General features: G+C 65.3%; 11 protein-coding genes. 2 read left to right on the plus strand and 9 right to left on the minus strand.

Features of this window, described 5'->3' with window-relative positions; translation table 11 throughout:
- Positions 1 to 120: 120 nt before the first annotated feature.
- The 9 genes from XH90_RS12480 to XH90_RS12520 all read right to left on the minus strand — a co-directional run bounded on the left by XH90_RS12480 (position 121) and on the right by XH90_RS12520 (position 12,669).
- Positions 121 to 1,326, minus strand: a complete 1,206-nt coding sequence (locus XH90_RS12480; protein WP_194481760.1) for a mandelate racemase/muconate lactonizing enzyme family protein — start codon at positions 1,324 to 1,326, stop codon at positions 121 to 123.
- A 28-nt stretch (positions 1,327 to 1,354) separates the two neighbouring features.
- The gene (gene garD, locus XH90_RS12485; RefSeq protein ID WP_194481761.1) at positions 1,355 to 2,896 is read right to left on the minus strand and encodes a galactarate dehydratase; all 1,542 of its coding nucleotides are present in this window, start codon (positions 2,894 to 2,896) and stop codon (positions 1,355 to 1,357) included.
- Between the two features lie 116 nt (positions 2,897 to 3,012).
- Positions 3,013 to 4,461 (minus strand): aldehyde dehydrogenase family protein, encoded by a 1,449-nt coding sequence (locus XH90_RS12490; protein ID WP_194481762.1) that lies wholly within the window; start codon positions 4,459 to 4,461, stop codon positions 3,013 to 3,015.
- 20 nt (positions 4,462 to 4,481) lie between these two features.
- Positions 4,482 to 5,825, minus strand: a complete 1,344-nt coding sequence (gene gudD / locus XH90_RS12495) for a glucarate dehydratase (protein ID WP_194481763.1) — start codon at positions 5,823 to 5,825, stop codon at positions 4,482 to 4,484.
- A gap of 30 nt (positions 5,826 to 5,855) precedes the next feature.
- Complete coding sequence (kdgD, locus tag XH90_RS12500; RefSeq protein ID WP_194481764.1) at positions 5,856 to 6,800, minus strand: 5-dehydro-4-deoxyglucarate dehydratase; 945 nt, start codon at positions 6,798 to 6,800, stop codon at positions 5,856 to 5,858.
- A 127-nt stretch (positions 6,801 to 6,927) separates the two neighbouring features.
- Positions 6,928 to 7,833 (minus strand): LysR substrate-binding domain-containing protein, encoded by a 906-nt coding sequence (locus XH90_RS12505; protein ID WP_194481765.1) that lies wholly within the window; start codon positions 7,831 to 7,833, stop codon positions 6,928 to 6,930.
- 126 nt (positions 7,834 to 7,959) lie between these two features.
- Positions 7,960 to 9,312 (minus strand): MFS transporter, encoded by a 1,353-nt coding sequence (locus tag XH90_RS12510; protein WP_194481766.1) that lies wholly within the window; start codon positions 9,310 to 9,312, stop codon positions 7,960 to 7,962.
- 226 nt (positions 9,313 to 9,538) lie between these two features.
- Complete coding sequence (locus XH90_RS12515; protein WP_194481767.1) at positions 9,539 to 11,488, minus strand: hypothetical protein; 1,950 nt, start codon at positions 11,486 to 11,488, stop codon at positions 9,539 to 9,541.
- A 98-nt stretch (positions 11,489 to 11,586) separates the two neighbouring features.
- Positions 11,587 to 12,669, minus strand: coding sequence for a YbhN family protein (locus XH90_RS12520; protein ID WP_194481768.1), 1,083 nt, complete (start codon positions 12,667 to 12,669; stop codon positions 11,587 to 11,589).
- Between the two features lie 428 nt (positions 12,670 to 13,097).
- Between XH90_RS12520 and XH90_RS12525 the strand changes: the two genes are divergently transcribed.
- Both XH90_RS12525 and XH90_RS12530 read left to right on the plus strand, forming a co-directional pair.
- Entirely contained in the window at positions 13,098 to 13,604 is a 507-nt protein-coding gene (locus XH90_RS12525) for a ferritin-like domain-containing protein (protein ID WP_194481769.1), read from the plus strand.
- A 142-nt stretch (positions 13,605 to 13,746) separates the two neighbouring features.
- Positions 13,747 to 15,162 (plus strand): MFS transporter, encoded by a 1,416-nt coding sequence (locus tag XH90_RS12530; protein ID WP_194481770.1) that lies wholly within the window; start codon positions 13,747 to 13,749, stop codon positions 15,160 to 15,162.
- Positions 15,163 to 15,237: the final 75 nt, after the last annotated feature.

Here is a 15,237-nt window from a genome sequence, read left to right on the forward strand (position 1 = left end):
CCTCGACGGCGCAGATATTTGGTTGCGTTGCGTGACCGCGATGAAGCGAAGAGGAAGCTTTTCGCGTCTTTGTTTCAGGCCGGTTTCATCTCGGGGGCGCGATGCGGCACTGATCACGCCTTACGCGCCGAGCCTGGACTCCCGCACCACGGCATCCGCGCGGCGGCGCAGATCGGGATTGAGCGCAAGCCCGAGGCCGGCCGCAGTCGGCGCCGACACGACGCCATCGTTCACGATCGGCAGCGCCGTGACGAGATCGCGGTACCATGTCGACAGCGTCGCACGCACCACTTCCTGGAAGATTGCGGTCGGGGCATGCAGGGCCAGATGCAGTCCCGCCATCAGCGCGACGGGGCCGGTGCAGTCGTGCGGTGCGAGTGGCTTGTTGTAGGCCTCGCTGAGCGCCGCGATCTTGCGGGCTTCGCTGAGCCCGCCGCACCAGGCGACGTCGAGCATGACGATGTCGACGGCATCGGCCGCGAGCAGGTTGCGAAAACTCGCCGCGCCCGCCAGCGTCTCGCTGCCGCAGATCGGCGTCTTCACGCGCCGACGGAGATCGGCAAGGCCCTGCACATCGTCCATCTTGTTGAGGGGGTCCTCGACCCAGAACACGCCGTGATCTTCCAGCGCGCGGCAGATTCGCTCGGCAGCGTGCATGCCCCACAGGCTGTGCAACTCGCACATGATCTCAATGCGATCGCCGACGGCGTCGCGGATCTTGCGGAACGGCTCGAGGCCGGTCCTGAGGTCGGTGAGAGAGATCGCATGGCCGCCATTGGCGGCGAAGGGATCGAACGGCCAGATCTTCATGGCGCCGTAGCCTTCGCTCAACAGGCTTTCGGCGAGCGCGCCCGCGTCGCGCATGAAGGCGATCTGGTCGTCATAGGGGCCGAGCGCGGTATCGTCGGCGCCGATCTCGCGGCGCCTGGCGCTCTTGGTGTTGTAGGCATAGCCGGCGCAGGTGTTGTAGGCGCGGATCTCGAGCCGGCTGGCACCGCCGAGCGCTTCGTGCACGGGGATGCCGTGGCGCTGACCCTTGAGGTCCCACAATGCGATGTCGATGGCACTGGCCGCGCGCACCTCGGCGCTGACGCTGCGAAAGCCGAGATAGGGCGTCAGCAGTTGGCGCGAGATCGCCTCGATGCGGCGGGAGTCCTGGCCGAGCACCAGCGGTGCGGCGAGTTCGTGGACTGCTGCCTCCACGGCTTGCGCGCCACGAAAGCTCTCACCGAGGCCGGTCAGTCCCTCGTCGGTCTCGATCTCGACCCAGATCAGGTTCGGCCGCTCGTCGATGCGGATCGTGCGCAGGGTCGTGATGCGGGACATCGAGGTCCTCTTGGTCTTAGGTCGGCGCTCAGGTCACCGGCGCCGGGTTGAACAGCGTGAGGTCGTTGTGGATGCCCCAGCGATCCGACCACGGCTTGGTGCGGCCGGAGGCGACGTCGAGGATCAGGCGGAACAGCTCCCAGCCGGTTTCCTCGACGGTCTTTGCGCCGGTAGCGATGCCGCCAGCGTCGAAATCGATCAGGTCCTTCCATCGGCGCGCGAGCTCGGTGCGGGTCGCGACCTTGATCACGGGCGCTGCTGCAAGGCCATAGGGCGTGCCGCGGCCGGTGGTGAACACCTGCAAGGTCATGCCGGAGGCGAGCTGGAGCGTGCCGCAGATGAAGTCGGAAGCCGGCGTCGCCGCGAACAGCATGCCCTTCTGCGTCGCCTTCTGGCCGGGCGCGAGCACGCCGGTGATCGCTGACGAGCCGGACTTGACGATGGAGCCGAGCGACTTCTCGACGATATTGGCGAGGCCGCCCTTCTTGTTTCCGGGCGTGGTGTTGGCGCTGCGATCGGCGCCGCCGCGGGCCAGATAAGAATCGTACCAGGCCATCTCGCGCACCAGCGCGCGGCCGACATCCTCGTTGATGGCGCGGCGCGTGAGCAGCTGGATGGCGTCACGTACCTCGGTGACCTCCGAGAACATCACGGTCGCGCCGGCGCGCACCAGGAGGTCGGCGGCGAAGCCGACGGCGGGATTTGCAGTGACGCCGGAGAAGGCGTCGCTGCCGCCGCATTGCAGGCCGATGACGAGATCGGAGGCGGGGCAGGTCTCGCGGGAGCGCTTGTTCAGGATTTTCAGGCGGGCCTCGGCCTGGGTCATGATCGCATCGACGATCGCGCCGAAGCCGTCAAAGGCTTCGTCCTGCATGCGGACGATGGCATCGCTGACGCCTTCCGGCACCAGCCGCTCGGGGGCGAGCTTTTCGCAGCCCAAGCCGACGACCAGGATCTCGCCGCCGAAGTTCGGGTTGAGCGCGATGTTTTGCAGCGTGCGGATCGGCACGACCGCGTCGGGCGCGGTGATGGCGACGCCGCAGCCATAGGCATGCGTGAGCGGCACGACATCATCAACGTTCGGGTACTTCGGCAAGAGCTCGGCGCGGATGCGCTTCACGGCATATTCCATCGTGCCCTTGACGCATTGCACGGAGGAGGAGATGCCGAGAATGTTCTTGGTGCCGACCGATCCGTCAGCATTGCGATAGCCTTCGAAGGTGAAGCCCTCGAGCGGCGGCAGCGGCGCGGGGACGGCGGTCGAGATTTCGAGCTTGTCGAGGGCAGGGGCCTCCGGCATGCGGATGCGCGCTTCGTCCACCCACTCCCCGGCCAGGATCGGCGAGAGCGCGTAACCGATCACCTCGCCGTAGCGGATGATCGGCTCATCTTGTGCGATGTCGACCAGGGCCGTCTTGTGCCCTTGCGGCACGAAGGCGCGCAGCGTCAGGCCGCAGGCAAAGCGGGAGCCGGCGGGAAGCCCGAAATCATTGACCACGATCGCGACATTGTCGCGCGCGTTGAGCTTGATGTAGCGGGGCTGTTCTTTCGCTGCAACGTCCTGGTCCATGGAGGACTCCGGGATTTGTAGGGTGGGTTAGCGCAGCGTAACCCACCAATGTCTCTGTCCGCGGATGCAGAAGAGGTGGGTTACGCTGCGCTAACCCACCCTACGATATCAGCCTATCAACCCGGATAAGTATAAGCCGTCTTCACCGTTGTGTAGAACTCGCGCGCATAGGAGCCCTGCTCGCGGGCGCCGTAGCTCGAGCCCTTCCGGCCGCCGAACGGCACGTGGTAGTCGACGCCGGCGGTCGGCAGATTGACCATCACCATGCCGGACTCGCTATTGCGCTTGTAGTGCGAGGCGTATTTCAGGCTTGATGTGCAGATGCCGGAGGCGAGGCCGAACTCGGTGTCGTTGGAGATCGCCAGCGCTTCCTCGTAGTTCTTGGCGCGGATCACGGCGGCGACGGGCCCGAAGATCTCTTCGCGCGCGATGCGCATGTTGTTGCTGGCCTCGGTGAACAGCGCCGGCTGGAGATAGTGACCGGGCGTCTCGCGCTTGAGCAGTTCGCCGCCAAAGGCGAGCTTGGCGCCTTCGTCCTGGCCGATCTTGATGTAACGCAGGTCCTGGTCGAGCTGGCTCTGGTCGACCACCGGGCCGATATGCACGCCGGCCTTGAGCGCATCGTCCACCGACAGGCTGTTCAGGCGTTCGGCCACCGCGGCAACGAAGCGGTCGTGGATGCCTTCGGTGACGATCAGGCGGGACGAGGCGGTGCAGCGCTGGCCGGTCGAGAAATAGGCGCCGTTGACGGCAACTTCGACCGCGGTCTTGAGGTCGGCGTCATCGAGCACGACCAGCGGGTTCTTGCCGCCCATCTCGAGCTGGAACTTCTTCATCGGGTTCGAAAGCACGCAGGCCTGCGCGATCTTGCGGCCGGTTTGCACCGAGCCGGTGAAGGAGATTGCGGCGACATCCGGATGGTCGAGCAGCGTCTGGCCGACGACGGAGCCGGAGCCGACGACGAGGTTGAACACGCCGGCTGGAATGCCGGAGCGGGTGATGATCTCGGACAGCGCGTGGGCCGAACCGGGCACCAGCTCGGCCGGCTTGAACACCACCGTGTTGCCGTAGCAGAGCGCGGGTGCGATCTTCCAGGCCGGGATTGCAATCGGGAAATTCCAGGGCGTGATCATGCCGACGACGCCGACCGGCTCGCGGGTCAGCTCGACGTCGAGGCCGGGACGGACGGAAGCGCCCTTCTCGCCGATCAGGCGCAGCGCCTCGCCGGCGAAGAACGCGAAGATCTGGCCGGCGCGGGCGACCTCGCCGATGCCCTCGGGCAGCGTCTTGCCTTCCTCGCGGGCGAGCAGGCGACCGAGCTCTTCCTTGCGGGCGAGGATTTCGAGCGAGATCTTGTTGAGCGCGTCAAAACGCACCTGGGGTGTCGACTGCGCCCAGGCGGGGAAGGCGGCCTTCGCGGCCGCAATCGCCTTCTCGGTCTGCGCCTTGTCGGCCTTGGCGTATTCGCCGACGAGATCGTTGGTGTTGGAGGGGTTGATGTTCCTGGTGACGCCGGAGCCGTCGACCCATTCGCCGCCGATGAAGTTTTTCAGGATCGCAGTCATCGTTTCCTCCAGGGTTTCTCTTACCGAACGAGGCAAGGGCGCTTGTCGTCAAACGTCCAGCCGGGGATCAAATCCTGCATGGCCGTGGCGTCGTCGCGGGCGCCGAGACCATGCTTCTTGTAGAGCTCATGCGCGGCCTCGATGGCCGCACGGTCGATCTCGATGCCGAGGCCCGGGCGATCCGGGACCGCGATCTTGCCGCCGCGGATCAGCAGCGGCTCCCTGGTCAGCGCCTGGCCATCCTGCCAGATCCAGTGGGTGTCGATCGCGGTGACCTTGCCGGGAGCGGCGGCGCCGACATGGGTGAACATCGCGAGCGAAATGTCAAAGTGGTTGTTGGAGTGCGAGCCCCAGGTCAGGCCATTGTCACGGCAAGTCTGCGCGACGCGCACCGAGCCCTGCATGGTCCAGAAATGGGGATCGGCCAGCGGAATGTCTACCGCGCCCAGGCGCAGCGCGTGGCTGAGCTGGCGCCAGTCGGTCGCGATCATGTTGGTCGCGGTCGGCAAGCCCGTGGCGCGGCGGAACTCGGCCATGATCTCGCGGCCGGAGAAGCCGGCCTCGGCGCCGCAGGGATCCTCGGCATAGGCGAGGATCCCGTGCATGTTCTTGCAGAGGCCGATCGCCTCGTCGAGCGACCAGGCGCCGTTCGGGTCAAGCGTCACGCGCGCGTCGGGGAAACGCTTGGCGATGGCTGTGACGGCCTCGATCTCCTGCTCTCCGCGCAGCACGCCGCCCTTGAGCTTGAAATCGGCGAAGCCGTAATGGTCGTGCGTGGCTTCCGCCAGCCGCACCACCGTGTCCGGCGTCATCGCCTCCTGGTGGCGGAGGTTGAACCAGTCGGGCTTGCCGGTTTCGCCCTTGATGTAATCGAGCTTGCTCTTGCTGATATCGCCGACGAAGAAGAGATAGCCGAGCGTCTCGACGCTTCTGCGCTGCTGGCCTTCACCGAGCAGGGCTGCGACCGGCAGATTGAGATGCTGGCCGAGCAGGTCGAGCAGGGCGGATTCGATCGCGGTGACGGCGTGGATCATCACGCGCAGGTCGAACGTCTGCTTGCCGCGGCCGCCGGCGTCGCGGTCTGCGAAGGTCGTTCTGATATCGGCGAGGATGTTGTTCATCGCGCCGACGGTCTTGCCGATCACGAGGTCGCGGGCATCCTGAAGCGTCTGCCAGATCTTTTGCCCGCCCGGCACCTCGCCGACGCCGGTGTGGCCGGCATTGTCGGTGAGGATGACGATGTTGCGGGTGAAGAACGGCGCATGCGCGCCGCTCAGATTGAGGAGCATGCTGTCGCGGCCCGCGACCGGGATCACCTGCATCGCTGTAACGACGGGTGCGCCAGAGATATCAGTCCGGGCCATCGCTCTCTCCTCCCTGTTGTCTTGCGTTCTCTATTCTGCTGCCTGTTGCGACGATCGGATGGCAGGCAGATTCTTCACCAGCGCGGTCAGTTCCGCAATCTCCTGCTCGGCGAGATCGGTCAGCGGCGGGCGAACCGGGCCGGAATCGCGACCGATCACCTTCATGCCGGCCTTGATGATCGAGACCGCGTAGCCCTTCTTGCGGTTGCGGATCGCGATCAGCGGCAGGATGAAATCCTTCAGGCCGGCGTGGATGGTGGCGTGGTCGCGCTTGCGCACGGCAGCATAGAAGTTGGTGGCGAATTCAGGCACGAAGTTGAACACGGCGGAAGAGTAAGTCGTCACGCCCATGTCGAGATAGGGCAGAGCGAAGGTTTCCGCGGTCGGCAGGCCGCCGACATAGGTCAGGCGGTCGCCGAGCTTGGTGTAGACGCGGGTCATCAGCTCGATGTCGCCGATGCCGTCCTTGTAGCCGACGAGGTTCGGGCAGCGCTCGGCGAGGCGGGCGAGCGTGTCGGGCTGGAGGATGGCGTTGTCGCGGTTATAGACGATGACGCCGATTTTCACGGAGGCGCAGACGGCCTCGACGTGGGCGGCAAGGCCTACCTGCTCGGAATGGGTGAGGTATGGCGGCAGCAGCAACAGGCCGTCAGCGCCGGCCTTTTCCGCGCCAATGGCAATCTCGCGAGCGATCGCGGTGCCGTAGCCTGTGCCGGCGAGCACGGGCACGCGGCCTTTGGTCTCGTCGACGGCAACCTTGACCACCTGCGGGACTTCGGTCGGGGTCAGAGAGAAGAACTCGCCGGTGCCGCCGGCGGCGAACAGGCCTGCGACATCATAGCCGCACAGCCAGTCCATGTTGGCGCGGTAGGTCGCTTCGTCGAAGGAATAATCCGCCTTGAACGGCGTAACGGGGAAGGACAGGAGGCCCGATCCGATCTTGTGGGCCATTTCCTGCGGGGTCATCTTGCTCATGGGCGCTGCTCCCTGTTTCTCATGTTGTGGAGGACGCAAGAAGGCTGCGCGTCCATGGGCCGCTGTTTAAGCAACCGTTCGATGCGCGTCCAAGCCAAAGCCTATATCGACCGATGCGGATTGAGCATCAATCTTCCACCACCTCGGCTGAGGACAATTCGCTGGCGATTTTGACGAGCGCCGAGAGCAGCGGATTCTCGTCGTCGCGACGCCAGACCATGAACAGCTCGACCGGAACGCGGTTGCGCAGCTTGAGGGGGCGCAGCCGAACGTCGGAGATCTTCAATCCGGCGGCTGCGGCCGGCACGATAGCGAGACCAAGGCCTGCGCGCACCATCGCCAGGATCGAGTGGATCTGGCTGAGATGCTGGACGTAGCGCGGCAGGATGTCGGCGCGGGTGAACAGCGCCACCAGCAGATCGTGGAAATAGCGGCTCTCATAGGGCGAATACATCACGAACGGCTGGTCGTCGAAATCCTTGACGGTGATGTTCTCGGCATTCGCCAGCGGATGCTTCTTCGGGATGGCGGCGAGCAGCGGCTCGGCGACGACGCGGCGGCTGGTGAGTTCGGGCCGCGCAATCGGCGGCCGCAGCAGGCCGGCATCGATCTGGCCCGAGGTCAGCGCCTCGAACTGGTCGCCCGAGACCATTTCTTTCAGCGAGAAGTCGACCTCCGGCAGCTTGGCGCGGCAGGCCGCGACCAGTTCGGGCAGGAAGCCGTACGCGGCCGCCGCCGTGAAGCCGATCTTCAGCGAGCCGGTCTTGCCGAGCGCAATGCGGCGGGCGACCTGGGAGGCGCTTTCCGCGAGCTTGAGGATGCGCCGGGCCTCGGGAAGAAAGCTGCGTCCGGCCGGCGTCAGGCGCACCGAGCGGCTGGTGCGCTCCAGCAGCGGCGCGTCGATGATGTGCTCCAGCACCTGGATCTGCCGGGACAGCGGCGGCTGGGTCATGTTCAGCCGCGCGGCGGCGCGGCCGAAATGCAGTTCTTCCGCCACCGTGACGAAACAGCGGAGCTGGTTGAGGTCGAACATCGATACATGCCTTAGATGGATAAGGCGCTTCCCCGGCACTTCTAGCATCGATTACCCCCAAAACAAAGACGGCGGCCTTTGAGACCGCCGTTGAGTTGCTTGTCCCACTCCGATCACTCGGAGCGCTCAGGAGGAACGCTTGAGCACCACCCGCTCGATCCTGCCGACCACCACGAGGTATGCGATCGCCGCGACCAGCGCGTTGATGCCGACGAACACCAGGGCGCCGTTGAAGGATTTGGTCGCGGCCACGATGTAGCCGATCACGATCGGCGTGGTGATCGAGGAAAGGTTGCCGAAGGCATTGAACAGGCCGCCGGAGACGCCGCCGGCCTCCTTGGGCGAAGTGTCGGAGACGACAGCCCAGCCGAGCGCGCCGATGCCCTTGCCGAAGAAGGCGAGCGCCATGAAGCCGACCACCAGCGCCTGGCCGTCGACATAGTTGCAGGCGATGATCGACATCGACAGCAGCATTCCGCCCACGATCGGTATCTTGCGCGCCATGGTCAGCGAGCCGGTCTTGCGCAGGATGACGTCGGAAATGATGCCGCCGAGCACGCCGCCGATGAAGCCGCACAGCGCGGGCAGCGTCGCGACGAAGCCGGCTTGCAGGATCGACAGGCCGCGCTCCTTGACCAGGTACACCGGGAACCAGGTCAGGAAGAAATAGGTCAGCGTGTTGATGCAGTACTGGCCGAGATAGACGCCGAGCATCATGCGGTTGGAGAGCAGCTGGCGGATATGATCCCACTTCGGACCGGAATCCGCTGCGCGTTCGTCCTTCAGATCGTTCTTGGGCGCGTCGAGATCGACCAGCGCGCCGCCGTCCTTGATGTAGTCGAACTCGGCCTCGTTGATCGAAGGATGTTCTTTCGGTCCGTAGACGGTCTTGATCCAGGCGAGGCCCATGATCACGCCGAGCCCGCCCATCACGAAGAACACGTAGCGCCAGCCATAGTCGTGGGCGATCCAGGCCATCAACGGCGCGAAAATCACGGTGGCGAAATATTGTCCCGAATTGAAGAAGGCCGAGGCGGTGCCGCGCTCATTGCCGGGAAACCAGGCCGCCACGATGCGGGCGTTGGCGGGGAAGGACGGTGCTTCCGCGACGCCGACCAGAAGACGAAGCGCGAACAGCGCGACGACGGCAGCGCCGGAACTGAGAAAGCCGACCCAGCCCTGCATCATCGTGAACAGCGACCAGACGAGGATGCAGAACGCATAGACGAGGCGCGACCCGTAACGGTCGAGCAGCCATCCGCCCGGCACCTGTGCGACCACGTAGGACCAGCCGAAGGCCGAGAAGATCCAGCCCATGGCGACGGGGTCGAGATTCAGCTCCTTGGAGAGCGCAGGGCCTGCGATCGAGAGCGTGGCACGGTCGGCGTAATTGACGGTGGTGACCAGGAACAGCATGGTCACGATGAACAACCTGACGCGAGACCGTTTCACGTCCGCTGCGGACATCACTGCGCTCATCAGGCGCCTCCTTGAACTCGAAATGTTTCCTCGAGGCGACTCCTAGAGGTGCGCGCGGGAAAGTGTCCAAGTTCAAGGGAGTATTGATTGATGCCGTTTTTGAATTGATGGAACGGCAGAGTGCGGGAACGCGGCCGCCTCGACGCAATCACTGCCGTCGCGGCGTACTGGATTGCCCGACTGCCGTGCGGGCGGTGACGTCGCGTTTGGGTAAGCCGCGTCTTTGCTACTGCTGGGCGCCCGGCAGCAGCGGAGCCAACAGCCCGGGCGTGACGCTTGGTGGTACGGCGTCCAGCCCGAGCACGGCGCTTGCGGCAGGCAATGTCGCATCAGCCATCGCAGCGTGACCTTCGGCGCTAGGATGCACGGCGCCGCCATAGACCGCGGAAAGCACGCCCCATGTCGCGTCGTGAATGTCGTTCGGCTGGCTCGCTGCCGGCAAGCCTTGCGGATAGGTCATCGCGGCGAAATAGCTGTCATTGGCGTCGCGGATCCAGCGCGCGCGCGGCAGATAGGCGCGATATTCCGAGGCGCCGCGGCCGCAGAGCATCGGCTGGCTCGCTGCGCTGACGATGTCCGGATTGAAGCTCTGGCCGTTCTCGGCAAAACAGGTGCGATCGAATTCGGGATCGTTGCCGGAATGCGCGCAAAAACCGTGGTCGGCGAAGGCGGCCTGATGCGTGTCGACGAAGGTCATGCGGTCAGCCTCGGGATCGCGGCACAGCGCGCCGTGTGTGCAGGTGGCGAGCCCCTTCAACTGCGGCAGGAACTCGGTATCGACGAAGGTCGACACGCGGGCGAGGCGTTGCGGATCGGCGTTGAAGGCGGGATGGATGTCGAAGCCGGCGCGGCCGCCGCGGCAGGGCACCCCGCCGTCGGCCAGCGCCGGGTTGGCGTAGGAGACGTAGACCACGTGCGAGAGATCGCCGCCGACGAGCGGCTTCAGCGCCTCGCGCAGCTTGACGAAGTTCTGCGGCAGCTCGCGCTGCAACGCGTCGCGGGACTCATCGACGCTTGCCATCACGCCGGAGCGGCGGAACAGCGCGCGCTCGGTCGCGGTGTCGACGATGACGTCGGCGACGAGGCCGGAAAAGTAGACGTCGTTGGCGCCGATCGAGAGCAGCACGAGATCGAGGTTGCGGTCCGGCTGGCGCTTCTTCGCCGCGGCGAGCGCCTCGCGCAGTTCGGCGATCTGGGCGTTCACGCTGGTGTTGCAGACGCCGCTCTTGCCGGGCGGGCATTCGCGGGCGCGTTGCGAACCGAGCAGCCCGTCACTGATGCTGGCGCCGGTGCAGGCGAGCGGCAGATAGGTGACCGCGATATGGGTGTAGCGCACCGCGAGCGCGAGCGCGGTGCGGGCCTGATAGCTGTAGAGCGAACGGTGGCAGGGCGAGTTGAACCAGAGCGCGCTGTAGCGTTGCCAGTTGGCGAGCGTATCCGGTGCCTCGCAGGCGCGGCCCCCCTTGAAGCCGGCGCGGCTCGGCCGGTAGTACTGTCCGCCGGCGGTGCCGAGATAGGAGCGGAAGCAAAAGCCCTCGTCGGACAGCGCCAGCGGCCGGTCCGGATTGCCTTCGCCGGAGGCGATGCTGTCGCCGAGACCGGCGATGAAGATGTCGCGCACCTGGATCTCGGTCTGGATGCGCTGGCTCGGATCGGAGCCGGAGGACACGTCGACGGTCGCCACCGTCTGCTTGCCGTAGCGCACCCGCAGATTGATCGGCTCGGCGCAGTCGAAGGTCGAGGTTTGCGGTCCGTCGCCGTCGTCGAACGACCAGGCGCAGGTCGCACCGACTGGCACCGCGCCGGTCAGCCGCACGGTGACGGGATGATCGATCGGGGTCAGGTAGTTCTCTTTGACGTTGTCGCGCGTGCAGGGCTGGTTGACCCGGCCCTGGAGGTCGATACAGAGCCGGTTGACCATGTTGCGAGCCCAGCCGCGGCCTTCGCTTTGCAGCTCCATCGATTGCTCGGCGGCGAGGATGCTGCGGTTTCGCGCATTCTCGACATGCAGCAGGAAGTCGCGCTCCTCGCGGAACAGGCGGAAGCGATTGCGGACCTCCCAATTGATCTGCAAGGCGCCGCTGTCCTGCGCGGCTGCGGGCTGAGGCAAAACGGCGAGGAGCCCTGCCAGCAGCAGGGCGCCCGCGAGACATCGGCGAAGGGAAACAGGGATCATGGCCCGCGTCTTCAACGGCAAAGTTGAGGCGGAAATAAGAGAGGATTGCCGTTCGGCCTGCAACCTTCGTCTGTCGCCTTTGCAGGTCGCGGCCGGCCTTACCGTTTGCTCGCCTGGCGCAGCGACCGCTCATGCTCCATCGCCGTAACCTGCTTGGGCAGGTTGGCCTGCGCGCAGGCCTCCGCCAGCCGCCGTCGCTCCTGCCAGGGCTGGACGACGTTCATCCAGAGCTCGCGGGTGCCCATGATGGAGATGGCCAGACCGAACGGGATCACGAAATAGAGAATACGGAAGACCAGCAGTGTCGCCAGCAGCTGCTCACGGCCGAATTCGGGCAGCGCCACCAGCATGGCGGCGTCGAACACGCCGATCGAGCCGGGCGCATGGCTGGCAAAGCCCAGCAGTGTCGCCAGGATGAACACAACGGCGAGCGACAGGAAGTCGATCGGCGGAGTGGAAGGGATCAGCAGATACATCGCAAAGGCGCAGAAGCCGAGATCGACCACGCCGATCAGGATCTGCACCAGCGTCAGCGGCGCTGACGGCAGCACCACCTTCCAGCCCTTCTGGCCGAGCTCGCGTCGTTTCTCGCCCATGCAGAGCCAGACCAGATAGGCCCCGATCGAGGCGAGGCCGCCGAACGCGATCAGCCGGTTAATCGACGACGGCAGCTGGTCCATGTAGGAGGCCGCGTCCGGGTGGATGGCCATGCCGATCGACAGCACGAAGATGTTACCGAGCCAGAAGGTCAAGCCGGAGAGGAAGCAGATCTTCGCGACGTCGATCGCGTTCAGCCCATAGTCCGAATAAATCCGGAAGCGGATCGCGCCGCCCGTGAATACGGTGGCGCCGATATTGTGGCCGATCGAATAGGACGTGAAGCTCGACAGCGCTGCGATGCGATAGGGCACGTGCTTCTTGCCGATCGTTCGCAATGCAAAAAAGTCATAGAAGGTCAGCGTACAGAACGCGAAGAACACGCAAAGCGCCGCCAGGCCGATATTGCCACGCGGGATATCAGCCAGCGCGGTGAGGATGGCGTTCCTGTCGATCCCGTGGAGGGTCCGCACGAGCGTGGTGACCGCGAAGGCGATGATCATCACGCTCGCGGCAATTCCGAGCCGTCGCCAGCCGATCCATCTCTTGAAGCCGCGCTTCAGCGCGGGCAGCAGTCCGTGCATTCATCCTCCCGGCGGGGGGCAAGACCGACCGGGCCAGACATTGGCCGGTCGGTTGCGATCACTGCCCGAAAAGGGCGTCGATCGCTAGGCATGATGTAGCTCATTTAAGGCAAAAACAGCGACTTGTGCAGCCCTTGACAACGACAGGTTCTGCGCCGGATCGGCCGTTTCTGTCATACATGGTTCACATCGCCCGCGCGTTAAGCATATGAGTCGGGGACCGAGCCTCGACCGCGTAACCTTTCATTGAGATGGTCTCAAATCCTGCGCTCGCAAGCTTTGTTCCGGCGCAAACGCGGCGAGGCTTTTTTGGAACGACGGCGCCGCGCACCGGTTAGCGCCCCATCAGCAATCGAACACGGCGAAACAACAGGCTTTTCGTGCAAGCCGGTACGGTCGTGTTCCCGAAACCTGCAAGGATCGGAACGATGGGACTGTTCACCAAAGACATCAAGACCATGAACGACCTGTTCGTGCATCAGCTCCAGGACATCTACTACGCCGAGCAGCAGCTCACCAAGGCGCTGCCGAAAATGGCAGACAAGGCTACCGATCCGCAGCTGAAGCAGGGCTTTTTGACGCATCTCGAGGAAACCAAGCAGCACGTCGCGCGGCTGGAGGAAGTGTTCAAGATGCACGGTGCCCAGGTGAAGGCGGTCGACTGCCCGGCGATCGACGGCATCATCGAGGAAGCCGACGAGACCGCCGGCGAGGTCGCAGACAAGGCGGTGCTCGACGCAGCGCTGATCAACGCCGCGCAGGCCGCCGAACACTACGAGATCGTCCGCTACGGCAGCCTGATTGCCTGGGCCAAGCAGCTCGGCCGCAGCGATTGCGCCGCCGTGCTCGCCAAGACCCTCGAGGAGGAGAAGGCGACCGACAGGAAATTGACGTCGCTTGCAGAGAGCAAGGTGAACCTGCGGGCGGCGAGCTAAGGCCGTCTTCAGCCACCAGAGCGCCGCGCGGCCAATCCCGCGCGGCGCGGCCTTATCGGATATTCATCATTCGGTCATTGTCGAAACATGGCGACGGACCGACGGTGTATATGTCGCATGGGGCTGCAATCGAGGTGGCAGCATGCGCGCCGATACCATCAAATTCGAATCCTTCGACGCGAACGGTGCTCCGCGCACCGCATCGCGCCTCGCGACCTCGCTCACGCTGGCGGCGATGAGCCTCGGCTACGGCGTGGTGCAGCTCGACGTCACCATCGTCAACACTGCGCTCGATGCCATGGGCAAGACGCTCGGCGGCGGCGTCGCCGAGCTGCAATGGGTGGTGAGCGCCTACACCATCGCCTTTGCCGCCTTCATCCTGACGGCGGGCGCACTCGGCGACCGGATCGGCGCCAAGCGCATCTTCATGGCGGGGTTCGCGATCTTCACCGCGGCCTCGCTAGCTTGTGCGCTGTCGCCCAACGCCATCGTGCTGATCGGCGCGCGGCTGGTTCAGGGGCTGGCAGCGGCGATCCTGGTGCCGAATTCGCTGGCGCTGCTGAACCACGCCTACACGGACGATCGAGCGCGCGGCCGTGCGGTCGCGGTCTGGGCCGCAGGCGCGAGCCTGGCGCTGACCGCCGGTCCCTTCGTCGGCGGCGCGCTGATCACGCTGGTCGGCTGGCGCGCGATCTTCCTGGTCAATCTGCCGATCGGCCTCGCCGGCCTGTGGCTGAGCTGGCGCTATGCGAGCGAAACCACGCGGGCGCGCTCGCGCGAGATCGATCTGACGGGCCAGCTTGCGGCGATCGGCGCACTCGGGTCGCTCGCCGGCGCGATCATCGAAGCCGGTGCGCTGGGATGGGACCATCCGGCCGTGATCGCGGCCTTCGTGGCCTCAGCCGTCCTCGCCACGCTGTTCGTCTGGCGCGAGAGCCGCACGGCGCAGCCGATGCTGCCGCTGTCGTTGTTCAGCCACCGGCTGTTTACCCTGACCACGATCGTCGGTCTGCTCGTGAACATCGCCATCTACGGCCTGATCTTCGTGCTGAGCCTCTATTTCCAGCGGATCAACGGCCTGTCGGCGTGGTGGACCGGGCTTGCTTTCGTTCCGATGATGGGTGCGGTGCTCCCCGTCAATCTGCTGGCGCCGCGCCTTTCCGAGCGTATCGGGCCATGCCCGACCATCGTCGTCGGCGCCTCCATATCCGCGCTCGGCTGTCTCGGCCTGGTCTGGATCGAAGCCGGGACGAGCTATTGGGCGATCCTTGCGCAGATGATCGCGATCAGCGGTGGACTTGGCCTCCTGGTACCGCCGCTGACCTCGACCTTGCTCGGCAGTGTCGAGAAGGCGCGCTCCGGCATCGCCGCCGGCGTGCTCAACGCGACGCGACAGACCGGCAGCGTCCTCGGCGTCGCGCTGTTCGGGTCGCTGATCGCTTCGGACAGCGCCTTCGTGCCGGGCCTACACCAATCGCTGATCATATCGGCGGCGGTCCTGCTGATCGCGGCGGCCGTGATCGGATTTGGTGCGAGGGCCCCGGCACGCGCAATGTGAACAGTCGCACACATTCCCTGTTCACCATTCCGGTAACCGGCGCATAGCCGGTTACCGACTGTCCATTTCTGCCGG

The sequence above is a fragment of the Bradyrhizobium sp. CCBAU 53338 genome (assembly GCF_015291665.1).
In the GTDB taxonomy this organism is placed as follows: Bacteria; Pseudomonadota; Alphaproteobacteria; order Rhizobiales; family Xanthobacteraceae; genus Bradyrhizobium.